19 protein-coding genes and 1 riboswitch are annotated in these 25935 nt (G+C 68.6%); of the genes, 7 read left to right on the top strand and 12 right to left on the bottom strand.

Annotation, left to right across the window (positions count from 1 at the left end):
* Positions 1-31: 31 nt before the first annotated feature.
* The 5 genes from ileS to C6Y53_RS15685 all read right to left on the bottom strand — a co-directional run bounded on the left by ileS (position 32) and on the right by C6Y53_RS15685 (position 7330).
* Positions 32-2980, bottom strand: coding sequence for an isoleucine--tRNA ligase (ileS, locus tag C6Y53_RS15705; RefSeq protein WP_106473301.1), 2949 nt, complete (start codon positions 2978-2980; stop codon positions 32-34).
* Positions 2981-3168: 188 nt separating this feature from the next.
* Complete coding sequence (locus tag C6Y53_RS15700; protein ID WP_106473300.1) at positions 3169-3879, bottom strand: VIT1/CCC1 transporter family protein; 711 nt, start codon at positions 3877-3879, stop codon at positions 3169-3171.
* Between the two features lie 76 nt (positions 3880-3955).
* Positions 3956-4786 (bottom strand): class I SAM-dependent methyltransferase, encoded by an 831-nt coding sequence (locus tag C6Y53_RS15695; RefSeq protein ID WP_106473299.1) that lies wholly within the window; start codon positions 4784-4786, stop codon positions 3956-3958.
* Between the two features lie 115 nt (positions 4787-4901).
* Entirely contained in the window at positions 4902-5921 is a 1020-nt protein-coding gene (locus C6Y53_RS15690) for a YcjF family protein (protein ID WP_244614854.1), read from the bottom strand.
* Entirely contained in the window at positions 5918-7330 is a 1413-nt protein-coding gene (locus C6Y53_RS15685) for a YcjX family GTP-binding protein (protein WP_106473298.1), read from the bottom strand. The genes C6Y53_RS15690 and C6Y53_RS15685 overlap by 4 nt, the downstream gene beginning before the upstream one ends.
* 99 nt (positions 7331-7429) lie before the next feature.
* Between C6Y53_RS15685 and truA the strand changes: the two genes are divergently transcribed.
* A complete protein-coding gene (truA, locus tag C6Y53_RS15680; RefSeq protein ID WP_106473297.1) occupies positions 7430-8206 on the top strand; it encodes a tRNA pseudouridine(38-40) synthase TruA in 777 nt (258 codons plus the stop codon).
* A 9-nt stretch (positions 8207-8215) separates the two neighbouring features.
* Here the strand turns inward: truA and C6Y53_RS15675 are convergent, their stop codons facing one another.
* From C6Y53_RS15675 to C6Y53_RS15650, 6 genes are all read right to left on the bottom strand, one after another.
* Positions 8216-9004 (bottom strand): thioesterase family protein, encoded by a 789-nt coding sequence (locus C6Y53_RS15675; protein ID WP_106473296.1) that lies wholly within the window; start codon positions 9002-9004, stop codon positions 8216-8218.
* A 4-nt stretch (positions 9005-9008) separates the two neighbouring features.
* The gene (locus C6Y53_RS15670) at positions 9009-10244 is read right to left on the bottom strand and encodes an acyl-CoA dehydrogenase family protein (protein ID WP_106473295.1); all 1236 of its coding nucleotides are present in this window, start codon (positions 10242-10244) and stop codon (positions 9009-9011) included.
* Between the two features lie 216 nt (positions 10245-10460).
* Positions 10461-13310, bottom strand: a complete 2850-nt coding sequence (gcvP, locus tag C6Y53_RS15665) for an aminomethyl-transferring glycine dehydrogenase (RefSeq protein WP_106473294.1) — start codon at positions 13308-13310, stop codon at positions 10461-10463.
* Positions 13311-13432: 122 nt separating this feature from the next.
* Complete coding sequence (gene gcvH / locus C6Y53_RS15660; RefSeq protein WP_106473293.1) at positions 13433-13792, bottom strand: glycine cleavage system protein GcvH; 360 nt, start codon at positions 13790-13792, stop codon at positions 13433-13435.
* 21 nt (positions 13793-13813) lie between these two features.
* Entirely contained in the window at positions 13814-14935 is a 1122-nt protein-coding gene (gene gcvT / locus C6Y53_RS15655; RefSeq protein WP_106473292.1) for a glycine cleavage system aminomethyltransferase GcvT, read from the bottom strand.
* 165 nt (positions 14936-15100) lie between these two features.
* Positions 15101-15196, bottom strand: a riboswitch (glycine riboswitch).
* Positions 15197-15260: 64 nt separating this feature from the next.
* Complete coding sequence (locus C6Y53_RS15650) at positions 15261-15617, bottom strand: hypothetical protein (protein ID WP_106473291.1); 357 nt, start codon at positions 15615-15617, stop codon at positions 15261-15263.
* Positions 15618-15929: 312 nt separating this feature from the next.
* Here C6Y53_RS15650 and C6Y53_RS15645 point away from each other — a divergent pair, with 312 nt between their 5' ends.
* The 6 genes from C6Y53_RS15645 to C6Y53_RS15625 all read left to right on the top strand — a co-directional run bounded on the left by C6Y53_RS15645 (position 15930) and on the right by C6Y53_RS15625 (position 24958).
* Entirely contained in the window at positions 15930-16268 is a 339-nt protein-coding gene (locus C6Y53_RS15645) for a hypothetical protein (protein ID WP_106473290.1), read from the top strand.
* 344 nt (positions 16269-16612) lie between these two features.
* A complete protein-coding gene (locus C6Y53_RS21060; RefSeq protein ID WP_211299406.1) occupies positions 16613-16765 on the top strand; it encodes a hypothetical protein in 153 nt (50 codons plus the stop codon).
* Between the two features lie 324 nt (positions 16766-17089).
* The gene (locus tag C6Y53_RS15640) at positions 17090-18067 is read left to right on the top strand and encodes a type I glyceraldehyde-3-phosphate dehydrogenase (RefSeq protein ID WP_106473289.1); all 978 of its coding nucleotides are present in this window, start codon (positions 17090-17092) and stop codon (positions 18065-18067) included.
* A 65-nt stretch (positions 18068-18132) separates the two neighbouring features.
* Positions 18133-18486 carry a hydroxyisourate hydrolase gene (gene uraH, locus C6Y53_RS15635; protein ID WP_106473288.1) on the top strand — a complete coding sequence of 118 codons (354 nt, stop codon included), beginning with the start codon at positions 18133-18135 and terminating at the stop codon, positions 18484-18486.
* A gap of 236 nt (positions 18487-18722) precedes the next feature.
* A complete protein-coding gene (locus C6Y53_RS15630) occupies positions 18723-20459 on the top strand; it encodes an autotransporter assembly complex protein TamA (protein ID WP_106473287.1) in 1737 nt (578 codons plus the stop codon).
* 5 nt (positions 20460-20464) lie between these two features.
* Entirely contained in the window at positions 20465-24958 is a 4494-nt protein-coding gene (locus tag C6Y53_RS15625) for a translocation/assembly module TamB domain-containing protein (RefSeq protein WP_106473286.1), read from the top strand.
* Here the strand turns inward: C6Y53_RS15625 and C6Y53_RS15620 are convergent.
* Complete coding sequence (locus C6Y53_RS15620; RefSeq protein WP_211299405.1) at positions 24952-25923, bottom strand: glucokinase; 972 nt, start codon at positions 25921-25923, stop codon at positions 24952-24954. The genes C6Y53_RS15625 and C6Y53_RS15620 overlap by 7 nt on opposite strands.
* Between the last annotated feature and the right edge of the window lie 12 nt (positions 25924-25935).

Below are 25935 nucleotides of genomic sequence, written 5' to 3'. Positions count from 1 at the left end.
GGGCGGGCGCGGGCAACCCGGATATTGCGGGTCAGCCCAGCGCCTCGTTGCAGCGTCCGCAGATGCCCGGATGGGCATGGCGGCCGACATCGGGCAGGATCTTCCAGCAGCGCTGGCATTTCTCGCCGCGGGCCTTTTCGAACACCACGCCGACCCCTTCGATCTCGGGCAGGCGGAAGGCTTCGGCCGGCATCGGGTCGCGGGTCAGGAGCACGTCCGAGGTGATGCAGATATCGTCGAAGGGCACCGATTTCAGCGCCTCCAGCACCTCGGCGTCGCGCACATGCACGACCGGGGCCGCTTCGAGCGACGCGCCGATCACCTTGTCGCGGCGCTGCACCTCGAGCGCGGCGGTGACCACCCGGCGGACCCGGCGGATGGCGGCCCATTTCGCCGCCAGCGGTTCGTCCAGCCAGTCGCCCTGCACCGGCGGCATGTCCTGCAGGTGGATCGAACTGTCGTCGCCCGGGAACCGTTCGAGCCAGACCTCCTCGGTGGTGAACACCAGGATCGGCGCCAGCCATGCGGTCAGCCGGTGAAACAGCAGATCCATGACGGTGCGCGCGGCGCGCCGGCGCGGGCTGTCGCCGTCGCAATAGAGCGCGTCCTTGCGGATGTCGAAATAGAACGCGCTGAGTTCGACGGTGGCAAAGTTGAACACGGCCGAGAACACGCCCTGGAAATCGAACGCGCGATAGCCGGTGCGCACCTTGTGATCCAGTTCGGCCAGCCGGTGCAGCACCCAGCGTTCCAGTTCCGGCATGTCGGCCGGATCGACCCGGTCGGCCTCGGTGAAATCGTCCAGCGCCCCCAGCATGAACCGCATCGTGTTGCGCAGGCGGCGATAGCTGTCGGCCACGCCCTTGAGGATCTCGGCTCCGAGCCGCTGGTCGGCGGTGTAGTCGGTCTGCGCCACCCACAGGCGCAGGATGTCGGCGCCATATTGCTTGATGACCTGTTCGGGCAGGATGGTGTTGCCGAGCGACTTGGACATCTTGTTGCCCTTCTCGTCCAGCGTGAACCCGTGCGTGACCACGTTGCGATAGGGCGCGCGGCCGTTGGTGCCGCAGGATTGCAGCAGCGAGGAATGGAACCAGCCCCGGTGCTGGTCGGTGCCTTCCATATAGACATCCGCGATCCCGTCCGCGGTTCCGTCGGCGCGGTCGCGCAGGACAAAGGCATGGGTCGACCCGCTGTCGAACCACACGTCGAGAATATCGAACACCTGGTCGTAGTCGTCGGGGTTCACGATCCCCGCGAGGAACCGTTCGCGGGCGCCCTCGGCATACCAGGCATCGGCGCCTTCGGTCTCGAACGCCTCGAGGATGCGGGCGTTGACCTCTGCATTGCGCAGCAGGAAATCACCGTCGGTGGGCAGCGCGCCCTTGCGGGTGAAACAGGTCAGCGGCACACCCCAGGCGCGCTGACGGCTGAGCACCCAGTCGGGGCGGGTCTCGATCATGGCGTAGAGCCGGTTGCGCCCGGACACGGGCGTCCATTTCACCTGTTCGTCGATCGCGGCGAGCGCACGGGACCGGATGGTGGTGCCCAGGTCGTCCTGCCCGTCGCCGACGGCGCGGTCGATGGCGGCGAACCATTGCGGCGTGTTGCGGTAGATGACCGGCGCCTTAGACCGCCAGCTATGCGGATAGCTGTGCTTGATCCTGCCACGCGCGAGCAGGCCGCCGACCTCGACCAGCTTGTCGATCACCGCCTTGTTCGCGTTGCCTTCCTTGCCGTTGGGTTTCAGGATCGCGGTGCCGCCGAACAGCGGCAGGTCGGCGCGGAACCGGCCGTCGGGATCGACATTGTAGGTGATCACCTCATCCAGCATCCCGGCATCCCGGTAGAGTTCGAACTCGTCCATCCCGTGCGAGGGCGCACAATGGACGAACCCGGTGCCGTCCTCGTCGGTGACAAAGGGCGCGGGCCGGAAATCGCGCGGCGCGTCCCATTCGCCCTCGCCACCCTCGACCCCGGCCAGCGGGTGCTGCAGGGTCAGGCCTGACAGGTCTTCGGCGCTTACGTCGCGCAGGCGTTTCCACATGCCGCTCTCGAGCCGGGCACGGGTCATCACGTCATCGGCGCGCTTGTCGGCCAGGATGAACCGGTCGCCGACCTTGGCCCAGGACTCCTCCGGCGTGCCGGTGACCTCGTAGAGGCCATAGTCGAAATCCGCACCATAGACGACACCCCTGTTGGACGGGATGGTCCATGGGGTGGTGGTCCAGATCACGACGTGAGCGCCGACCAGATCACGGTTTTCAAGCGCCTCGCCCGTCCCTGCGACCGGGTCGAGAACGGCGAACTTCACCCAGATGGTAAAGCTTTCCTTGTCGTGATACTCCACCTCGGCCTCGGCCAGCGCGGTCTGTTCCACCGGCGACCACATCACCGGTTTCGACCCCTGGTAGAGCGTGCCGTTCATCAGGAATTTCTGGAACTCCTCGGCGATCACCCGCTCGGCGTGGAAATTCATGGTCAGGTAGGGATCGTCCCAGTTGCCGGTGATGCCCAGGCGCTTGAATTCCTCGCGCTGGATATCGACCCATTCGCCGGCGAATTTCCGGCATTCCTGCCGGAAGGTGATCACGTCCACCTCGTCCTTGTTCTGGCCCTTGCTGCGGTATTGTTCCTCGATCTTCCATTCGATCGGCAGGCCGTGACAGTCCCAGCCCGGCACATAGCGGGAATCGTGGCCCATCATCTGGTGCGACCGCACGATCATGTCCTTGATCGTCTTGTTCAGCGCGTGCCCGATATGCAGGTGGCCGTTGGCATAGGGCGGGCCGTCATGCAGCACGAAGGACGGGCGCGCGCCACCGGCCTGCGCCGCCTTTTCGCGCAGTCGGTCGTAGATGCCGATCCGTTCCCAGCGGGCCAGCCAGTCGGGTTCGCGCCTGGGCAGGCCCGCGCGCATCGGAAAGCCGGTCTTCGGCAGGTTCAGGGTGTCTTTGTAGTCGGGTGTCTCGGCGCACATCTCGGGCGTCCTTCGGATGGTCGTGTGGGTCTGTCGGAGCTGTTTCTTGGCGGTGCGGAAACTCGGACACCTTTGCCCGGCGGCTCGATAACTCAGAGCGCCGGGGATGTAATTCGGATCGCAATGCGGCGGATGCGGCTCATGGCGCGGGTTATAGGCGCGTGCGCGGGCGGGGTAAAGTGCCCCGATCAGGGGTGGAACAGGGTTCCGACCACATAGGCCAATGCCGCCGCCGCTCCGCCGATCAGCAGGGTTTCCGCGCCCGACCGCCACCATGGCGCCAGCGACCAGCGGCTTTTCAGCGCGCCGATGGCAAAGAACACCGCCGCCGTCATCCAGGCCGAAACCGTGAACGCCGCCGGAACACCGAACAGGAATGGCAGCAGCGGGATCATGCCCGCCACCAGGAAAGCGCAGAACGTGGCCAGCGCCGCGCGCATCGGATGCGGGTCCGTCCCGCCCAGCCCGTATTCGCCTTCGAGCATCAGTTCGATCCAGGTCTCGCGGTCCGAGGTCACCACCTGCGTCATCTCCTCCAGCAGGTGCCCCTGCAGCCCCTTGCGGCGCAGGATCTCGCGAACCTCGTTGCGCTCGCCTTCGGGATAGCGGTCGATATGGCGCTGTTCGATGGCGCGAACGCGGCGGATGTTGTCCAGTTCGGCCTTGGTGCCGGAATAGTTGCCCGCCGCCATCGAGAACCCGTCGGCCAGCACGTTGGCCAGCCCCAGCGCCACGATCACGAATTCGGACAGGCCCGCCCCGGCCACGCCGGCGACGATGGCGAAGGTGGTGACCGACCCGTCGATACCGCCATAGACCACGTCGCGCAGCACCCCGCGCCCGCCCGCGGTATCTATCCGCGCGGCGATCTCGGCCTTGCTGTGCCCGTGATCCTGCATTGCCCTCTCGCTCCGGATGACCTGTCCGGGCAGATTGGCAGGGAGACGGCGCCCCGTCCTTGCGATGGATCAGGGATCATCCCGGCAGGCGTGCGATCATCTCGATCGGGGCGATCAGCCCGGCCTGCAGGTTGGCGATCATGTTCGCCACCTTCTGGGGGGCCTGCGGGCCCAGCACCAGATGCAGGCCCAGCGGCGGCGGGCCATCGGCGCGGGCCTGCCGCGCCTGCATCCGCTCGAAGAACTCCAGCGCGAAATCGGCGCGATCGGTTTCCTGTTCGAGCACGAAGCCCGCCGCGTCGAGCGCGGCGCGATAGGCCGTGGGCATTGCCAGCGCATTCTGCGCGGGCTCGGTCGCCCACGGGACCGGCAGCGTCAGATCACCCGTTCCCGTGCGCATCACATCATAGATGCCAAAGACGCAGCCCGGTTTCAGCACCCGCGCCACCTCGGCCGCCAGCCGTGGCTTGTCGGCGATATTCATGCCCACATGCATCATGTAGGCGGCATCGAACCGGTCGGGACCGAACGGCAGGTCGAGCACGCTGCCCTGCACCAGGTCGACCCGGTCGATCAGTGCGCACATGCCGTTGAGCGCACGCCCGGCGGTGATGAAATCCCCGGTCAGGTCGATGCCGGTGACATGGGCGGCGGTCAGTTTGCCCACCAGCCGGGCCGCGCCGCCCAGGCCGCAGCCGAGGTCGAGCACCCGCATCCCCGCGTGAAGCCCGAGCTGGCCGACAAACCGCTCGGTGGCCTGTCGCCCGCCGATGTGAAATTCGTCCACCGGCGCCAGCATGTCGAGATTGACCGGTATCCGGGCACCCACGGCCTCCAGCCCCTGTTCGATCCGCTCCAGCAGCGACGCGCGGGCGTAATGCGCGGCCACCCCTGACGTTTCCTGCATGGTTCTCCCTCCATGCCCGTTTCGAGCCCATCATGTGCAGCAAAAGGTTTACCTAACGTCAATATTAGCATAGGTCAGGCGTGAACCGAACACCCGCCATGGTTGCGCGCCGCGGTCAGTCGCGGGACCGCGCCACCAGCCCGGTGAGTGCGCGGCGGACGATCCCGCGCACCGACGGGCGGCGATCCGCGGTGAACGCCAGCGGCCGGCAGACCTCCATCGCGGCGACCCCCACCCGCGCGGTCAGCGCGCCGTTCACCAGCCCCTCGCCAAAGCGGCGCGACAGTTTCGACAGCACCGACCCGCCCAGGATCGGTTCGAGCAGGTCATCGGCGGCGGCCACGGCGCCGGTAGCCACCAGGTGCGCGAACACCGCGCGCATCAGCCGCCAGCTGCCCAGCGTGCCGGTGCGGCCGCCATAGATCTCCGCCACCCGGCGGATCATCCGCAGATTGGCGGCCAGCGCGGCGGCGACATCCGCCAGCGCCAGCGGAACCAGCGCCGTCACCGTGGCGACCTGCCGCGCGGCGGCCTCGACCTCGGCCGCGGCGCGGCCATCGAGCGGAACCAGCAACTCGGCCTCGGCCAGCGCCAGCAGGGCATGGGCATCGAGCTGTTCGTCGACCCGCTCGGCCAGCCGCTCGCGCCCCCAGCGCGTATCCTCGCGCCCGCGATAGAGCGCGTCGAGCCGGGCGGTCACCGCCCGCGCGGCGCCGAGATCGCCCCCGGCCAGCGCGGCATCCGCCGACCGGCGCAGCCCGTCGATCCGCGACAGCCGGCCAATCGCCGCGATCTCGCGCAGGGCGATGGCCAGCAGCACGGCGACAAAGGCCGCCAGCAGCCCGGTCACGGCCCAGCCCAGCACCGGCGCGCGGGCGATCAGTCCGGCGGCAAAGTTCCAGGCCGCCACCGAGATCGCGGTGATGATCAGCGCGCCCCCCAGCCCCAGCGCCCAGCGCAGCAGCCGCGATGGCCGCCGCGCGGCGACGGCCGCCGCCGCCTGCATGACCTGACCCTGCGGGCCGGGCTCGGCCAGATCCGGCACCGGCGGCGCACCGGCCACGTCGACGGGCGCTGTGTCCTCGCCCGACAGGTCGATCAGCACCGGGCCGGTCTTGTCGATATTTGGGTTCACAGCCTGTCTCCGATCAGGAATTGCGCGGCCTGGTCGAGCCGGATATGCGGCGGCCCGTCGCCGGGCTTCAATGCCAGCTGCGCCGGCTCGAACCGCATCCGCGCATAATCGGCATCGAGCCACGCCGCCGCCCCGTCCCGCGCCGGACCGAGGATCGCCGCCGGGTCTTCGGGCAGGTCGCCGGGATGAAAGGCGGCGATGCGCCCGTCCCCGAGCCGCCCGCGCACGCAGGCGATGTCGCGCCCGTCATGGCGGCGGGTTTCCTCGGTGGTCGCCCGCAGCGACGCGATCGCAAGCGCCGCGGTCTGCGCGCCGGCGAACTGCGCCCGGTCCCGCGCCTGCCGGGTCAGCGCCTGCATGATCGCGGTCAGGCGTGCATGCTGGGTGTGATGCAGGTGATCCGCCTTGGTGGCGGCGAAGAGGATCCGCTCGACCTGGCGCCCGGTCAGCAGCCGGGTCAGGAACGCATTGCGGCCCGGCCGAAACGCGCCCAGGATTTCCGTCATCGCGGCGCGCATGTCCTCGACCGCGGGCGGGCCGGAGTGGATGGCATCGAGCGCATCCACCAGCACCACCTGCCGGTCGATCCGGGCAAAATGGTCGCGAAAGAACGGTTTGACCACCTGCGCCTTGTAGGCTTCGAACCGCCGCCGCATCTCGCGCCAGAGCGACCCGCGCGGCGCGCCGGGATCGGGCGGCAGCGGCACGAAGGTCAGCGCCGGCGCCCCTTCCAGATCGCCCGGCAGCAGGAACCGCCCCGGCGTGCAGTCGTAGAACCCGGCCGCGCGGGCCTCGTGCAGATAGGCGGCAAAGGCACCGGCCAGCGCGCCTGCCCGCGGCTCGTCGAGCGGCGCCCGCGGATCGGTGTCGCCCAGCAGCGCGCGGAACCCGGCCGCCTGCGGACGCGGTTCGATCCGCGCCAGCACATCCGCCGACCAGTCGGCATAGGATTTGTCCAGCAACCCGAGATCGAGCAGCCATTCGCCCGGATAGTCGACGATATCCAGATGCACCGTGCGCGGCCCCTGCAGCCCGCCCAGCAACCCGGTCGGCCGCACCCGCAGCGACAGGCGCAGTTCCGACACCGCGCGGGTGCTGTCGGGCCAGTGCGGTGCCGGACCGGTCAGCGCCGACAGGTGCGATTCGAACTCGAATCGCGGCACGGTGTCGTCGGGCTGCGGCTGCAGGAAGGCCGCCTCGATCCGGCCTTCCTGCTGCGCGGCCAGACCCGGCATCCGCCCCCGGTCCATCAGGTTGGCCACCAGCGAGGTGATGAACACCGTCTTGCCCGACCGCGCCAGCCCGGTCACGCCCAGCCGGATCACCGGTTCGAACAGGGATTCACCCAGTTTCCCGCCCGCCCGTTCGACCCCGCGCAACAGGCTGTCTGCAATCGTAGAAATTCCCAAACCGGTGCGTGCTCCTGCTGCCCTGCGCCCCAAGATAGGCCCGCGCCCGCACAGTTGCCAGAGCTTGCCGCCGGCCGGCGCGCGCGCTAGGCAGCCGTCATGCCCAGATACGCGCTGAAAATCGAATATCACGGCGCGCCCTTTGCCGGCTGGCAATTGCAGCGCGACCACCCCTCGGTGCAGGGCGCGATCGAGGACGCGCTGGCGCGGCTGGAGCCCGGCCCGCACCGGATCGCCGCGGCCGGGCGCACCGATGCGGGGGTGCATGCGCTGGGACAGGTGGCCCATTGCGACATGGCCAGAGACTGGGAGCCGTTCCGGCTCGCCAGCGCCCTGAACCACCACCTGAAACCCGCGCCGGTCGCGATCGTCGGCGCCGCGGCGGTCGATGCGGACTGGCACGCGCGGTTCTCGGCCATCGAACGGCAATACCTGTTTCGCCTGCTGATGCGGCGCGCGCCCGCGACACTGGACCGGGGCCGGGTGTGGCAGGTCGCGCACCGGCTCGATGCGGGCGCGATGCAGGCGGCGGCGGACCTGCTGATTGGGCGGCATGATTTTACCACCTTCAGGTCCTCGATCTGCCAGTCCGCCAGCCCGGTCAAGACACTGGACGAATTGCGGGTCGAAGAGGCCGAGGGCGTCTCGGGCCCCGAGATCCGGTTCCACGTCCGCGCCCGGTCGTTCCTGCACAACCAGGTGCGCAGCTTCGTCGGGACGCTGGAACGGGTCGGCGCGGGGGCATGGTCACCCCGGGATGTCAGGGCCGCGCTCGACGCGCGCGACCGCGCCGCCTGCGGTCCGGTCTGCCCGCCGCAAGGGCTCTACCTGGCGCGGGTGGGGTATCCGGCCGATCCGTTCGCCGCACAGGGCTGAGCCGCCGCGTCACCCCACCGGGTGCAGCACCAGCGTCTGCAGCGCCACCGCCACCGGTCCGTTACGGTCATGCAGCACCGCCTGCGACATGCCGATCCCGTTGCCCTGCCAGTGCGACAGCGCCTGCGAGGCCAGCCAGTCGCCGCGCGGTTCGCGATGCACCTGCAACGTCAGATCGGTGTTCATGAACCCGATCTCGGTCAGCGGCGCGTTCCACGAAATGCCGTTTCCGCTGTCGGCCAGCGCGCAGAGCGTCTGCACCGGGGTCTGGGCCTCGCCCTCCAGCAGCGCGGGCGCGCGCATCCACACGGTCTTGGGCCCCGGCCCCGGCCGCTGACCGGGTGGCCAGGCCACGTCCATGCAGTCACCAAAGGATCGCAGACCATGCCGGCGCACCTCGAGCGGGAACGGCCCCGACCCAGGCCCGGGAAAGACCGGCGGCTCGGCCGGCGCGGTGGGCAACGCCCCCATGTCCTTGCGGACCAGGTGCATCGAACTGCCTGCCATGCACAGCGTGCCATCCGTATCCCGCACCGCGATCCGCGTGGTGCCCAATGTGCGGCTGTGGCGCGTCACCTCGGCCTCGACCCGCAGCCCGGCCAGCGGCAGCGGGCGCAGGATGTCCAGCGTCAGCCGGGTCAGCATCTTGTCCGGCCCGATCGCTGCCTCGGCGGCGCGCGCCGCCAGCCCGGCCACCGGCCCGGCATGGCAGTGATCCGGCGACCACGGCCCGCGGGCCGCATCATTGCCGGTGAACAGCCCGTCCGGGCCGAGGCGGAAGAACGCCGGCCCGGTCAACGGGTTACACCTTTTCCTGGGTGTATTTCTTCAGCTCGGCGCGGGCGACCTGGCGGCGGTGCACCGCGTCGGGCCCGTCGGCCAGCCGCAGCGTGCGCACATGGGTCCAGGCGCGCGCAAGCGGCGTGTCCTGGGTGATCCCCTGCCCGCCATGCATCTGCACCGCCTCGTCGATCACCTTGAGCGCCATGCGCGGCGCCACCACCTTGATCTGCGAGATCCACGGCGCCGCCGCACGCGCGTCGCCCTTGTCCATGTACCAGGCCGCCTTCAGGCACAGCAGCCGCGCCATCTCGATTTCCATCCGGCACTCGGCGATGATGTCGTAATTGGCCCCCAGTTGCGCCAGCTTCTTGCCGAACGCCTCGCGGTTCAGCGACCGGCGGCAGAGCTGCTCCAGCGCCGCCTCGGCCTGACCGATCGCGCGCATGCAGTGGTGGATGCGCCCCGGCCCGAGCCGTCCCTGCGCGATCTCGAACCCGCGGCCCTCGCCGAGCAGGATGTTCTCCGCCGGCACCCGCACATCGGTGAACCGCATGTGCATGTGGCCATGCGGGGCATCATCCTCGCCATAGACCTCCATCGGGCGCAGGATCTCGATCCCCGGCAGGCCGGCGGGCACCACGATCATCGACTGGCGCTGGTGCTTGGGCCTTTCCTCGTCGGCGGTCTTCACCATCACGATATAGACCTTGCAGCGCGGATCGCCGGCACCGGAGGCAAACCATTTCTCGCCGTTCAACACATAGTCGCCGCCGTCGCGCACGCAGGACATGGAGATATTGGTGGCGTCCGACGACGCGACATTCGGCTCCGTCATCAGATAGGCCGACCGGATCTCGCCCTCCAGGAGCGGCGCCAGCCACTCGGCCTTCATCTTCTCGGTGCCGTAGCGCTCGAACACCTCCATGTTGCCGGTATCGGGCGCGGAACAGTTGAACACCTCGGCCCCCAGCGGCGTGCGCCCCATTTCTTCGGCGAAATAGGCGTATTCGACGGTGCTCAGCCCGAACCCCTTGTCGCTGTCGGTGAGCCAGAAATTCCACAGCCCGGCGGCCTTCGCCTTTACCTTCAGCCCTTCGAGGATCTCGCTCTGCCGGTCGGTGAATGTCCAGCGGTCGCCCTTGGCGATCTCGGCATGATATTCGTCATCCAGCGGCGCGATCTCGTCACGCACCATCGCCGCCACCCGGTCCAGCAACGCGCGGTTCTGCTCGCGCATGGCAAAGCTCATGTCCATCGGTGGTTCCTCTCCCTTGATCCGGTGTCCGGCGAACCATGGCCCGCGGCGGGCGGCACTGTCCAGCAGCCCCGCCGCCGCAGCCGGCCAATTGCCGTTACGTCAGGTCGCGAAAGACGACACCGGCCACCCGCCCGACCCGCAGGCCCGGCCCGCCAGGGCGGGGCCGAGATATCCAGCGGCGGGCCGTCCGGCCCGCCTCCGTTTCACCAACGGCTATTCCGCCGCCTCGGCGTAATCCTCCATCGGCGGACAGGTGCAGACCAGGTGCCGGTCGCCCCAGGCGTTGTCCACCCGGTTCACCGGCGGCCAGTATTTGTCGACCCGGAACGCGCCCGGCGGGAAACAGCCCTGCTCGCGCGAATAGGGCCGGTCCCAGTCCTTGACCAGGTCCTCCATCGTGTGCGGCGCGTTCTTCAGCGGGTTGTTGTCGCGGTCGATGCGGCCTTGCTCGATGTCGCGGATCTCGTCGCGGATCGCCAGCATCGCGTCGCAGAACCGGTCCAGTTCGGCCTTGGTCTCGCTCTCGGTCGGCTCGATCATCAGCGTTCCGGCCACCGGCCAGCTCATGGTCGGCGCATGGAACCCGCAATCGACCAGCCGCTTGGCGATGTCGTCGACGGTAACACCCGCGCTCTCGGCAAAGGGCCGCGTGTCGATGATGCATTCATGCGCCACCCGGCCCCCCGCGCCGCGATAGAGCACGTCATAGGCCCCTTCCAGCCGCTCAGCGATGTAATTGGCGTTGAGGATCGCCACCCGCGTCGCCTGGGTCAGGCCCTCGCCGCCCATCATCAGGCAATAGGCCCAGGAAATCGGCAACAGCGACGGAGACCCGTAGGGCGCCGCTGAAACCGGCCCCTCGGTGCCGCCGGTCACCGGATGTCCGGGCAGGTGCGGCACCAGGTGCGGCTTGACCCCAATCGGCCCCATGCCGGGGCCGCCGCCGCCATGCGGGATGCAGAAGGTCTTGTGCAGGTTGAGATGGCTCACATCGCCGCCCAGGTCGCCCGGCCGCGACAGCCCGACCATGGCGTTCATGTTGGCGCCGTCGATATAGACCTGCCCGCCATGGGCATGGGTGATCTCGCAGACCTCGCGCACGGTTTCCTCGAACACGCCATGGGTCGAGGGATAGGTAATCATGCAGCCGGCCAGGCTGTCGGCGTGCTTGGCGGCCTTCTCGCGGAAATCATCGAGATCGATATCACCGTTTTCGGCCGATTTCACCGGCACCACCTTCCAGCCGACCATGTTGGCGCTGGCCGGGTTGGTGCCATGGGCGCTCATCGGGATCAGGCAGATGTTGCGCCCGCCCTCGCCATTGGCGCGGTGCCAGGCGGCGATGGTCAGCAACCCGGCATATTCGCCCTGCGCGCCGGAATTGGGCTGCATCGAGATCGCCGCATAGCCGGTGATGTCGCACAGCTTGGCCGACAGGTCGTCGATCATCTCGGCATAGCCCGCGGCCTGGTCGGCGGGCACGAACGGGTGCAGCTGCGAAAACTCGCGCCAGCTGATCGGCATCATCTCGGCGGCCGAGTTCAGTTTCATCGTGCACGATCCCAGCGGGATCATCGCCCGGTCCAGCGCCAGGTCGCGGTCGGCCAGCCGCCGCATGTAGCGCATCATCTCGGTTTCCGCCCGGTTCATGTGGAAGATCGGGTGTTCGAGATAGCCGCTCTGGCGCTCCAGCGCCTCGGGCAGGCGGTATTCGGGGCGGAAATCCTCGTCCTTCATGATGATCCCGAAGGCGCGCCAGACCGCCTCGATGGTGGCGGGGCGGGTCCGTTCATCCAGGGTGATGCCCACCTTGCTGTCGTCGACGCGGCGCAGGTTCAGCCCCTCGCGCACGGCCGCCTGCAGCACCCCGCGCTGCAACAGCCCCACATCGACGGTGATGGTGTCGAAATAGGTCTCGGGTTCGACATGGAACCCGGCCGCCTCCAGCCCCTTGGCCATCCGCACGGTCTTGCGGTGGATACGCTGCGCGATGGCGCGCAGGCCCTCGGGGCCGTGGAACACGGCGTAAAAGGACGCCATAACCGCCAGCAGCGCCTGCGCGGTGCAGACATTGCTGGTCGCTTTCTCGCGGCGGATATGCTGTTCGCGGGTCTGCAGCGACAGCCGGTAGGCGCGGTTGCCGTGGCTGTCCACCGACACGCCGACGATGCGCCCCGGCATCGACCGGGCATATTGCTGCCGGGTGGCCATATAGGCCGCATGCGGCCCGCCATAGCCCAGCGGCACCCCGAATCGCTGGGTGCTGCCCACGGCGATGTCGGCGCCCATCGCGCCCGGTTCCCTGAGCAGGGTCAGCGACAGCGGGTCGGCCGAGATGATGCCGATCGCCTTTGCCTCGTGCAGCGCGGCGATCTCGTCGGTGAAATCGCGCAAATGGCCATAGGTGCCGGGATACTGGAACAGCGCGCCGAACACGCGGCCGGCCTCCAGCGCCTCGGGCGCGCCGACGATCACCTCGATCCCCAGCGGCGCGGCACGGGTGCGGATCACCGCGATGTTCTGCGGGTGGCAGTTCTCGTCGACGAAAAACGCCGTCGCCTTCGATTTCGATATCCGCTGCGCCATCGTCATCGCCTCGGCGCAGGCGGTGGCCTCGTCCAGCAGCGAGGCGTTGGCGATCTCGAGCCCGGTGAGATCGGACACCATGGTCTGGTAGTTCAGCAGCGCCTCGAGCCGCCCCTGGCTGATTTCCGGCTGGTAGGGCGTATAGGCGGTGTACCAGGCCGGGTTTTCCAGGATGTTCCGCTGGATTGCCGGCGGCGTGACCGTGCCGTGATAGCCCTGCCCGATCAGCGAGGTCAGCACCTCGTTCTTCGAGGCCGTCACCCGCATGTGGTGCAGCAACTCGCGTTCCGATTTCGGTTTGCCGAAATCCAGCGGCTGTTCGAGCCGGATGCTTTGCGGCACCGTTTCGTCGATCAGCGCGTCGAGGCTGTTGGCGCCCACCACCTTGAGCATGTCGTCCATCTCGGCCGGCGACGGGCCGATATGGCGGCGGTTGGCAAAATCATATGGCAGGTAGTCGATCGGCTTGAAGCTCATTCCCGTATCCTCGCAACTGCAACGACCGGGCGCCGGCAACCCGCCGCGCCCGTCCCATTTTTTCCGTTTCAAACAGGCCCGCGCCGGTCCCGGCGCCGGACCAGAAAATCAGGCCCGAAAAATCAGGAGATGAAGTCGTTATAGGCGGCTTCGTCCATGTATTCCTCCATCGGCGCCAGGTCCGACGGCTTCATCTTGAAGAACCAGGCATCCCCGGTGGGATCCTCGTTGACCAGCCCCGGATTGTCGGCCAGCGCCGCGTTCACCTCGACGATCTCGCCGTCCAGCGGTGCGAGGATGTCCGACGCGGCCTTGACGCTCTCGATCACCACGATCTCGTCATCCTTGGCCACTTCGGTGCCGGCCTCGGGCAGTTCGACAAACACGACGTCGCCCAGCTGTTCGGCGGCATGGGCGGTGATGCCCACGACCACCACGTCGCCTTCCACCAGCAACCATTCATGTTCTTCGGTATACTTCATGTCCCTGATCCCTGTTCTGGACTATCGTTTGAAATTCGCCGCCACGAAGGGCAGTTCCGAAACCGTGACCGGCAGCCGCTTGCCGCGAACCTCGCCGAACAGCGCGGTGCCGGGAGCGGCGTGATCGGCGCCGACATATCCCATCGCGACCGGACCCCCGACGCTGGGGCCGAAACCGCCGGATGTCACCTGCCCCACCGGGTCGCCGCCAGCGGCCGACGCGAACAGCGGCGTGCCTTCGCGCATCGGTGCACGGCCATCGGGGCGCAGCCCGACCCGACGCCGCGCCGTGCCGTTTTCCAACTGGTCCAGAATGATCTCCGCGCCCGGAAACCCGCCCTCGCGGACGCCGCCGCGACGGCGGATCTTCTGGATCGCCCAGTCCAGCGCCGCCTCGACGGGCGTGGTGGTGGCGTCGATGTCGTTGCCGTAGAGGCACAGCCCCCCTTCGAGCCGCAGCGAATCGCGCGCGCCCAGCCCGATCGCCTCGACCCGGTCGTCGGCCAGCAGCCTGCGCGCCAGCGCCTCGGCCTGAGCGTCGGGCACCGAGATCTCATAGCCGTCCTCGCCGGTATATCCGGACCGGGACAGCCACAGCTCGCCCCAGTCGCTGCCGAGGATGGCGACATCCATGAACCGCATCGCCGCCGCGCCGGGCACCAGCGCCTCCAGCACCGCCTCGGCCTGCGGCCCCTGCAACGCCAGCAGCGCGCGGTCGGTGATCTCGTCGATCTCGCACCCGGCCAGCCCGGCGCGCATATGGGCGATGTCGGCCTCGCGGCAGGCGGCGTTGACCACGACGAACAGGTGGTCGCCCCGGTTGGCCAGCATCAGGTCGTCGCTGATCCCGCCGGCATTATTGGTAAAGAACCCGTAGCGCTGGCGCATCTCGCCGAGCCCGGCGATGCTGGCAGGCACCAGCGCCTCCATCGCCAGCGCGGCCGCCTCGTAGCCGGACGCGCGCACGATCACCTGCCCCATGTGGGACACGTCGAACAGCCCGGCCGCCGCGCGGGTATGCAGATGCTCCTTCATCACCCCGAGCGGATACTGCACCGGCATTTCATAGCCGGCAAAGGGAACCATCCTGGCCCCCAGTTCGGTGTGCAGGTCGTAAAGCGGCGTGCGCCTGAGATCCGTCATGTCGCCTCCTCGTCGTTCCGGGCCGGGTGCGTTCCATGACGGGAGGCGTCCGGCATCCACGGCCCGCCATCCCGGCGTGCCTGCGATGCCCCCTCTGTCCTTTGGCCTGAGATCGTTATCCCTTCGGCGGGCGCGTCCCTGCACGCCTCTCTCCAGAGTCCTTCCGATGCACCCGCGGTCCGTGTGGCCTGAGAGTTTCCGGGGCGGTTGCTCCTTCGGCACCGGACTGCGCGAACGGTCCGATTCTCCCACGGGTACGGGCGCCAAACTAGCGCCGGGCCCGCCCCCCGGCAAGTGGCGAATGGCAGCATTCGCCATCGCCCGGTCACGGCATCAGCAACCAGCGACCGTCCCCGGACTGGCACAGCCGCGTCTTGAGCTGTTCCGCCTTTTCGGCCCCCTTGGGATGGACCCGATGGTCGACGACGACGCATTGGCCGTCGACCCGGTCAAGCTGCGCGCTGCCATGGGACCCGGATTTCGCATTCGACCACGTCACCGATTTGCCGGGCTGCGGCGCCGGAACGTAGAGCACGGATGCGGCCTGACGCATAATATCGAAATCCTCGGGGCTGAGCCCGGTCTTGCGCAGGGTCTTGCTGAGCGGATTGGCCGCCACACCGGTGGCCGCGATACCGGCCGCAAGCGCGGCGATGAGAACGGGAACGACAAGGCGCTTCATGGGTGTTTCCTGAGGAGTATCCTGACTGGCTCGCCCCCTGAATACACCGGCAGCGGCAGCGCTCCAACCGTTTATCCCGCAAAACTCCGGCCATCTTCAAAATTTGGCGAAGGATGCGGCAGGTCCCGCGCGGTTCCGCGACCTGCCAGGACGTGAACGGTCGCCTGCGGCCGCACCCGCCCGGGTGACGGCTGTGACGTGAATGCGCAACAGCGCGCATCCGCAGGCGAACGGCGCATTTGCAGCGGCGGCGCGATCCGCTAGCATCGGCGCGAACGGGGGCCGCCCGGCCCCGCCGATGGAGGACCGGCGATGAAACGCCTGCTGATGACCCTGCCGCTGCTCTTTGCCCTGCCCGCCTGCGAAAGCCTCGACACCGCCTTCGGCGCGAACGAGATGCCCGCCCGCGAGGTGGTGGTGCTGGGGCGGACCTGGACCGTGACGCAGGAAGCGCCGCCGGAATTCGAAGGCGGCCCGGCCACCTGGTCGGCGATCCGCGACAACAACAACCTGAACCCCTATGGCAAACCCGTCGCCCGTCGCACCCCGCAGGCTATCCAGGCGCTGACACAGGCCACCGGCTGCCAGATCGTGCCCGGCACGCTGTCACAGAACACCTGGGCCAAGTATTACGCCAAGATGCGCTGCTAGTTCGGGACCCCATGCAGGCCATCGGCGCGGCGCCCGGGCTACGGTGTGACGGCACCCCAGCCTATCAGGGCGCGATGCAGCATCTCGATTTCTAGGCCGACCGTTAGGCCAGGCTGGACGCGGCCATTTCGACCCGATCGCCGAACTACATGACTGGTATGTCGGCGTGCGGGGCGGCAAGGTCGCGGCGGTCTGGCCTGCGATCACCTGCGGGCGGGCTTACTGTGGACCGCCGTGAACCGCGCCCTTGGCGCGGTGCCTCCGGCGGGGATATTTCTGGCAAGAGGAAGACGGGCGGCAGCGCCCGGAACGGGGCTCGCATGTGAATTCTACCGGAAAGCGTGGTGGCGGATTTTACCTGCACCGGGGCGATTTTCGACACGGTGGAGGTGGTCTTTGCGGCCATGGCAGGCTGCGAGGCGATGAGTTTTTCGGTGGTGCGCGAAGCCATCGGCCACGCGGATGCGCTTTGTGGCGTCATGTCCGGGTTCGACTGAGTCAGGCTGATTCTGAGGCTCAAATCAGGCAGTTTCTGGTCCGACAACGCCGCGCGTGGGCTGACCAATCATCAATCCTCCGTGGTGCCGTTCGACGCGGATAGCGGGCAATGCCGGCGCTGGACGGGGCATCTTGCTGGCCGCCCCGCGCATGACGGCCGCGCCCCGGTTGACCGATGCAACCGCGAGCATTCCGAACGGGGCGGTGATCGACGGCACCGGTGTCGGTCTTCAGGTCCCGCGGTGGTCGGGACGGTGCAGCAAGCGGCGATCGCTTCCGTCACACCCATTGAGGTTGATTTCTGAGCCTGTCATACCGCGATCATGCGTATCGCGATCAATGGATTCGGCCGCATCGGCCGCACGGTTCTGCGCCAGCTTCTGAGCAGGCCAGAACATGATGGGATCGAGGTGGCGGCGATCAACGACATCGCCGCACCTGAGACCTGTGCCTACCTGTTCCGCTATGACAGCACCTTTGGCCCGTTTTCCGGCGAAGTAACCGCGCGCGACGGCAGGCTCGAGGTGGCGAACCGGTCGATCGCCCTGAGCCATTCGCCGGATCTCGGGCAGATCGACCTGCGCGGGGTCGACGTGCTGATGGACTGCACCGGTATCGCGCGCACCACTGACGTTGCCCGGCGCGGCCTGACCGCCGGGGCGCAGAAGGTGCTGATCTCCGGCCCGTCGCCCGCGGCGAAGGTCACCGTGGTGCTGGGCGCGAATGACGATGCGCTGGGATCGGCTCGGGTTGTGTCGAATGCCTCGTGCACCACCAACGCAGTGGCGCCGCTGGCCCGGCTGATCGACGAAATCGCCGGCCTGGAGCGGGCGCATATGACGACGATCCATTGCTACACCAACAGCCAGCCGATGGTGGATGCGCCGCGCGGCGACCACGCCCGGTCGCGGGCGGGCGCGCTGTCGATGGTTCCGACCACCACCAGCGCGGCGCACCTGGTGGACACGGTGCTGCCGCAGCTCGCCGGCCGGATCAGTGGCGCCGCGGTGCGGGTACCCACCGCCAGCGTTTCAGCGGTGGATCTGGTGGTGCAACTGACCCGGCCGACCGACGATTTCCCGGCGGCGCTGCGTGCCGCGGCGGAGGCCAGCCCGGTGCTGGGCTGGACCGACGAGCCGCTGGTGTCGTCGGACCTGCGCACGCGACCGGAATCGCTGGTGATCGCGGGGCCGGAACTGATGATGACCGGCCCGGCCCAGGCCCGCGTCTTTGGCTGGTATGACAATGAATGGGGCTTTTCCGCGCGGATGATCGAACTGGCGGCGCGGATGGTCGGCTAGGATGTGAAAATTGCACATCGGTCCGCCTTGCGGCACATCTGGACACCGGAAAAGGAGGCGAGACGATGACCGGCTATCTGACCACCCATGTTCTGGATACAGCGCGAGGCTGCCCTGCCGAGGGGCTGCGGATCGAGCTGTTCCGCATCGACGGCGAGACCCGCACCCATCTGCGCACGCTGCGCACCAATCACGACGGCCGCACCGACGAACAGATCCTGCCCGAAGCCGGGTTCGAAACCGGCGAATACGAGCTGGTATTCCACGCGGGCGATTATCTGGACATCTCGGGCGTGCCGCCGGAAGCCCCGCGGTTCCTGCGCACCATCCCTGTTCGGTTCGGCATGTCGGAACCGGTGCATTACCATGTGCCGCTGCTGTTGTCGCCCTTTGGCTATTCGACTTACAGGGGCAGTTGAACGCGGCCGCCTGTCTCTTTCGCCGCCGTGCGGATCTGGGCCAGCCGGACCCTAAAACCACAGCCCGGTCGCTCGATGCGGCGGGCGCGGAGTTTTCCGTTTAACGCGCTCTGCGGGTCGTGCTAATCACATGAAAACGACCTAGAGGCAGGGGAATCGCGACTGTGGGGAGCGATCGAATTCCGGGCAGGAGTGGCTTTGCGTGGCTGGCCGGTGCCGCATTCTGTGCATTGCCGATGTCCGGGCTGGCGCTGGAAACGTCGCTGACGGCGCCGGGTGCCTCCGACGACCTGCGCAAACGGCTCGCAGCGGCGTCTTCGGCGATATCGGCCGAGGAACGCGGGCTGGAAACGGCCCAGGAGGTTCTCGCCGCCGCGCGGTCGGATTACCGCACGCTGGTGCAGGTCCTCTATGACGAAGGCCGGTTCAGCCCCGAGATCAACATCCGCATCGACGGTCAGGAAGCCGCGGACATCGTGCCGATCAGCCTGCCGCCGAAATACAACCGCATCGCGATCACGGTCAGACCCGGGCCGTCCTTCACCCTTGGCCGGGCACGGGTCGCCCCGCTGGCGCCCGGCACCGAGATGCCCGAGAGTTTCGCCCCCACCCGGCCCGCCAATACCGGCATCATCCAGGACGCCACGGCCGCCGGGGTGAAAGGCTGGCGCTATGCGGGCCATCCCAAGGTCGAGGTCGCCAACCAGGCGATTACCGCGGACCATCGCGCCAATCGCATCGACGCCGACATCACGCTGGCGCCCGGTCCGCAGCTTCGGTTCGGCAGGCTGCGCGTTTCCGGCAATGAAAGGGTCCGCGAAGACGCCATTCGCGCGATGGCCGGCTGGCCCGAGGGCGAGGTCTATCACCCGGACAAGGTGAAAAAGGTCGGCACGCGGCTACGGCGGTCGGGGGCCTTTGCATCGGTATCGCTGGCCGAGGACGAGATCGCCAACCCCGATGGCACGCTGGATTTCGGCGCCGCGTTCGAGGAAGAGGCACGCCGGCGGATCACGCTGGGCGGCGAGATCTCGTCGCGGCAGGGCCTTGACGTGTCGGCAATCTGGATACACCGCAACCTGTTCGGCGCCGCCGAGCGGCTGCGGCTGGAGGCACGGGTCCGCAATATCGGCGGCGAGGACGATGTCGACGGGCTGCTGTCGTTCCGGCTGGATCGCCCGGCGGTGCTGGGCCCCGATGACAGCATGTTCTACATCGCCGACCTGGAACAGCTGCACGAAACCCATTACAGCGCCCGGCGGGCGTTGATCGGCATGGGGGTGCGGCGGGTGTTTTCAGACCGCCTGTTCGCCGAATTGTCGATCACGGCGGGTGTGTCCAAGGCCGATGACGCCTTTGGTTCGGATCGCGAATTCAACCTGATCGCCCTGCCCCTGCGGGTCGAATGGGACAAGCGGGACAACAGGCTCAACCCCACGCGCGGCTTCTATCTCGACGGCCGCATCGCCCCGTTTGCCGGGTTTGGCGGTTCGGCGTCGGGCCTGCGAACCGTGGTCGACGGGCGCGGCTATTTCGGGCTGGGCGCGTCGCGGCGCGTGGTCCTGGCCGGGCGGGTGCTGGTGGGATCGACCGCCTGGGCCGAACTGTCGGAAATCTCGCCCGACCTGCTGTTTTATTCGGGCGGCGCGGGCACGGTGCGGGGCCAGCCCTATCAGTCGCTCGGGATTCCCATCAACAACGACGTGACCGGCGGGCGGTCGATGCTGATCGCTTCGGCAGAGGCCCGCGGGCGGATCACCGACAAGCTGTGGGTGGTCGGGTTCTACGATTTCGGCGCGGTGGACAGCAATGCGTTCGTCACCGCGGATTCCGCCCATCACTCGGGCGCCGGGCTGGGCGTGCGCTATGACCTGGGCGGGTTCGGGCCGCTGCGGTTCGACCTGGGCTATCCGGTTACGGGCGACACCGATGACGGGCTGCAATTCTATATCGGCATCGGGCAGGCATTTTGAAACATATGCGTCTATACGCGCTGGTGCTGGTCACCGGCCTGTCCGCCCCCCTGTCCGCCCAGCAGGACGGCGACACCGGGGAGGACGAGGCCAGCGGCGGGCTGCTGGTCGGCATGCTCGAGGACCTGCTGTCGAACGAACACAGCAGCATCCGGGTCATCGGGCTGGAAGGCGCGTTGTCGTCGCGGGCGACGATCGAAAAGCTGACGGTCGCGGATGACAGCGGCGTCTGGCTGAGCGTCAGCGACGCGGTGCTGGACTGGAACCGGCTGGCGCTGCTGCGCGGACGGTTTTCCGTCAACGCGCTGAGCGCGGGTGAAATCAGGCTCGAGCGGTTGCCGGAACCGGCGCCACCCGACCCGTCGCTGCCGGTGCCCGAGGCGCAGCCGTTCAGCCTGCCGGAGCTGCCTGTCGCGGTCGAGATCGGGCAGCTCGCGGTGCCGCGCATCGCGCTGGGTAAACCGGTGATCGGCCTCGCGGCGGACCTGTCGCTTGACGGCAAGCTGCTGCTGGCCGACGGGATGCTGGATTCGACGCTGGCGCTGGCACGGCTGGACAAGGCGGGCGATGACCTGAACCTGACCGCGCGGTTCGACAACGAGAACCGGCAGGTCACCGTGGACCTGGCGCTGAACGAGGCCGAGGGCGGGCTGGTGACCGAGCTTCTGGGCGTGCCCGACCGCCCGTCGCTGCGGATGGAGGTCAAGGGCCAGGGGCCGGTGTCGGATTTCACCGCCGATATCGGGTTGGCCAGCGACGGTGTCGAACGGGTTGGCGGGCAGATTCGGCTGCAGGGCGCGGACACGCCCGGCGGCGGTGGCGGCATCGCCTTTGCCGCAGATATCGCGGGCGACATCACCCCGCTGCTGACACCGGAACTGCGCGGGTTCTTCGGCACCGAGACCAGCCTCGGACTGGACGGCCACAGCGGTCCTGACGGACGGCTGGAACTCAGTTCGCTGGACGTGTCGGCCGACGCGCTCAGGCTCAGCGGTGCCGTCACCATCGCGCAGGGCAAGCTGGACAAGGCGCAGCTCGACGGGCGGATCACCCCACCCGCGGGCGATGCCGTGGTTCTGCCGCTGGGCACCCGCACCACGCTGCAAGGCGCGCGACTGGCGCTGGATCTCGACCGTTCGGTGGATGATGGCTGGGATCTGAGCCTGGATCTGGACGGGCTGGAACAGGACGCGCTGAGCCTGCAGCGGGCCGAGCTGACCGCGACCGGTACGCTCGGGCCGGACCGCGACACCGCCGCGGACGGCACGTTCGACGCGACGCTGACCGGGCTCGGCTTTGCCGATACCGCGCTGGCGCAGGCGGTGGGCGATACCGTCGGCATGACCGGCGGCTTCAGATTGTTGCGGGAAAAGGTGATCGAACTCACCGATATCGACCTGGCGGGGGCCGATTACCGCGCCACGGTGGATGGCCGGATCGACGGGCTGGACAGCGGGTTCAACATGACCGGCAGCGCCTCGGCCACGGCGGACAACCTGTCGCGTTTCGGTGCGCTGGCCGGCCAGGATCTGGGCGGCGCCATCACCGCCCGCGTCGACGGTGTCGGCGCACCGCTCTCGGGCATGTTCGACGTGAAGGTGCAGGCGGACGCGACCGACCTGGCCGCGGGGATCGACATGCTCGACCCGCTGATCGAAGGCGCGAGCACGCTGCACCTGGACGCGGCGCGGGACGAAACCGGCCTCTCCATCAGGGATTTCGGGCTGCGGACCCCGGCGCTGGATGCGCAGGCCGAGGGCGCGGTGCGCACCAGCGGCACCGACCTGACCCTGTCGGCGGCGCTGGACGACCTGGCCCGCGTGCTGCCACAGGCCAGTGGCCCGCTCACGCTGTCGGGCGACCTGGCGCATGGCGACACCTGGTCGGGAAAGCTGCGCCTCGACGCGCCGAACGAGTCCTTTGCCGATATCGAAGGCAGCTACGACCCGCAGGGCAGCGTCGAACTGACCTATGCGGCAACCGTCAACCGGATCGAAACCTATGTCCCGCAGATCGAGGGCACGATCACCTCGCGCGGCACCGCGCAGCGGCAGGATGGCAGCTGGCAGATCGACAGCGCGACCGATGGCAGCGCCGGGATCACCGCGCAGATTGCCGGAACGCTGGTCGAGGCCACCGGGGTGGCGGATATGCTGGTGCAAGCCGGGTTTGACGATCTCGGACGGCTGGTTCCGGCCCTGCCGGGCGCGGCCCGGCTGAACGGCCGCGCCGCGCGCGACGCGGACGGGGTGGCGACCGCGCAGCTGCGCCTCGATGCGCCCAAGGGCATTTCGGCGGTCATCGACGCCGACGCCCAGCCGGACGGCGCCGCGAATGTGACCTTCTCGACGCTGGTCAGCGCGCTGGACACTTTCGTGCCGCAACTGGCCGGGGCGCTGTCCGCCGACGGCACCGCCAGGCGGCGCGACGGGGCATGGGACATCGCCGCCACCACCGGCGGCAGCGCGGGGATCGCGGCCACGGTTGATGCGGGGTTCGACGAGGCCACCGGCGACGCGGAAGCAACCTTTGACGCCACGCTGGCGCGGCTGGAGCGGCTGGTTCCGACGATGGACGGCTCCGCACGGCTGCGCGGACAGGCGGCCCGCACGGGCGCGGGCGATATCTCGGGGCGGGTCAATCTCGACGGGCCGCACGACAGCCGGGCCGAGATCGCGGGCGAACTGCCGGCCAGCGGCGATGCGAAGGTGACCCTGAGTGCCGCGATGGAACAGCTGGAGCGGCTGGTGAAACCGCTGGAAGGATCGCTCACCGCGCAGGCCACGGCCCGGCGGCGCGACGGGATCTGGCAGATCGACGGCGGGACCGGCGGCAGCGCCGGGATCAGCGCCGACGTGATCGGCAAATATGCCGAGGCCACCGGCGCCGCGCAGGTTGCGCTCGATGCCGAGCTGGCCCGGCTCGAACGGCTGGCGCCGCCGATCAAGGGCAGCGGCCGGCTGGCCGCCAATGTCGATCTGTCCGATACCGGCACATTGGGCGCGCTGGCCCGGTTCGACGGGCCGAGCAGCTCCTACGCGGAACTGACCGCGGAGCTTTTCCCCGAAGGTGAGGCCACCGTGATCTTCGATGCCGAACTGGCGGCGCTCGAACGGTTCATGCCACAGGTCAGCGGCGCGGTTCACGCCAAGGGCACCGGCAAGCGTGACAAGGGGGTCTGGCAGATCGCCAGCGACGCGCGCGGCCCGGCCGGTATCACCGCCGATCTCGCGGGCAGTTTCAATGAGACCAGCGGCGAGGCCGACATCGCCGCCAGTGGCCGGCTGCTGCTGGGGATCGCCAACCAGTTCATGACCCCCAACGCGGTCGATGGCGCGGCCACCTATGACATCACGCTGAAGGGCAAACCCGCGGTCGAGAACATCGCCGGCACCGTTGCGACCTCGGGCGCCAGCCTCGTGATCCCCGATATCGGGCAGAGCGTCACCGACATCAACGCCAGTATCGGGCTGGCCGATGGTTCTGCCAATGTGGACCTGTCCGGGAGCATGCGCGCGGGCGGGCGGTTCACGGTCACCGGCCCGGTGGCGCTGGCCCCGCCCTTCGAGGGCAATCTCGCCATCGCGCTGAACCAGCTGGGCCTGACCGACAACGTGCTCTTCACCTCGGTGGCCAACGGGCAGCTGTCGGTCGCCGGCCCGCTGATGACGAACCCGCGGATCGCCGGTCGCATCGATTTCGGCGAAACCAATATCGACCTCAACAACGTGTCCGGCTCAATCGGCGCGGCCCCGATCCCGCCGATCCGCCATGTCAGCGAAACCGGCGCGCAATACGCCACCCGCGAACGCGCCGGTCTGGTCAAGGACGACAGCGGCGGTGGCGGCGGCGTCGTGGTCGGGCTCGATATCACCCTGTCGGCCCCGGACCGCGTCAAGGTGAGCGGCCGCGGCCTGCAATCGGAACTGGGCGGGGAAATCCATATTGGCGGCACCAGCGAACAGATGGTGCCCTCGGGCCGGATCAGCCTGATCCGCGGCACGTTCGACCTGTTCGGAAGCCGGCTGGAGCTGGACGAGGGCCGCGTGTCGCTGCAGGGCGATTTCGAACCCTATATCGATTTCGCCGCCTCGACCTCGACCGATGACGGCCAGGCCACGATCAGGATCACCGGCCCGATGGAGACCCCGGAAATCGTCGTCACATCGGTGCCCGACCGCCCCACCGAAGAAGCGCTGGCGATGCTGATCTTTGGCACCGACATCAACGACATATCACCGCTGAAACTGGCGCAGATCGCCGCCCAGGCGGCCTCGTTGAGCGGCGCGGGCAACAAGGCGACGGATACGCTGGCCACCGGGCTGTTCGACCTGGGCGGCTACCTTACCGACAATCTCTATACCGATGTCGAGGTCAATGCGAAGGGCGAGGCGGAACTGCAGCTGAACCTCGACGTGACCGACCACCTGACGCTGCGCGGAACCGCGGACAATGCCGGCGATACCGGTATCGGGGTATTCTTCAGCCGCGATTACTGATCCCGGGCCAGCGCCCGCACCACCTGCGCGGCGCCGGTCAGCCCGGCGGCATCGTCGGTGATCAGCCGCAGCGGCACCCCGGCGATCTGGTCGCCGAACGGGCCCGGCGCCCGCAGCGCCTCCAGGAACACCGCGCGGGCGGGCGATCCTAGCAGGCCGCGCGCCACGCTGCCGGCGAAATGCAACCCGGCATGGGGTTGGTAGAGGAACACCAGTTCACGCGCGAGCACCGCCATCGATCGCGCCGTCAGTTCGACGCAATGCGCGGTCCGGTCGCGGCGGGCCGGATCATAGGCAGAGATCAGCGCCGCCGCATCGGCCCCGGCGCCATCTTCCGGACAGGCGCAGAGCCGCGCCAGACCCGGGCCCGAGAACAGCGCCTCGTAGGTCTCGAACCCGGCCGCGCGCGCGCCGATCGCCGCGGTCAGGATCGCCGAGATGCTCGATGGCAGGGACGCGTGGCCGAGTTCGGCCTCGATGACCACGGGAGGCACCATACCCAGCTGGACCAGAGAGATGTTGAACCCCGTTCCCAGCCCTGCGACCAACATCTGGTCATTGGCCGGCGATGCGCCGAGGCTGGGACTGGGACTGGGGCCGGGACGAAGTTCCTCGACCTGGGCCGCGTCCAGCGCCGCCAGCGCGTGGCCCAGCGCCGCCAGATCGTTGATCAGCCGCAGCCGGCCCGGCTCCTGCAGGCCCAGCGCGGCGGCGACAGCGGCACGGTCGATCAGCCAGCCGCGATTGGTCAGCCGCGCCCGGCGCGTCGTCACCGGGCCGGCGACCGCGATGCAGGCGCCGGTCAGCGGCGGCGGCGCGGCATCATCGCGCCAGGCGGCCAGCAACGCCCCGAAGCCCGGAAAATCGTCGTTGCGGTAATACCGGGCCGGGCCGGGCCGCCCGTCGCCGCCCACCAGCGCCAGCCGCGTATTGGTGCCGCCCACATCGGCGACCAGCCCGGTCACGCCCCCTGCCCC

This window comes from Pukyongiella litopenaei, assembly GCF_003008555.2.
Taxonomy (GTDB): domain Bacteria; phylum Pseudomonadota; class Alphaproteobacteria; order Rhodobacterales; family Rhodobacteraceae; genus Pukyongiella; species Pukyongiella litopenaei.
Note: the sequence above shows the minus strand (reverse complement) of the source record. Positions and strands in the feature narration are given on the sequence as shown.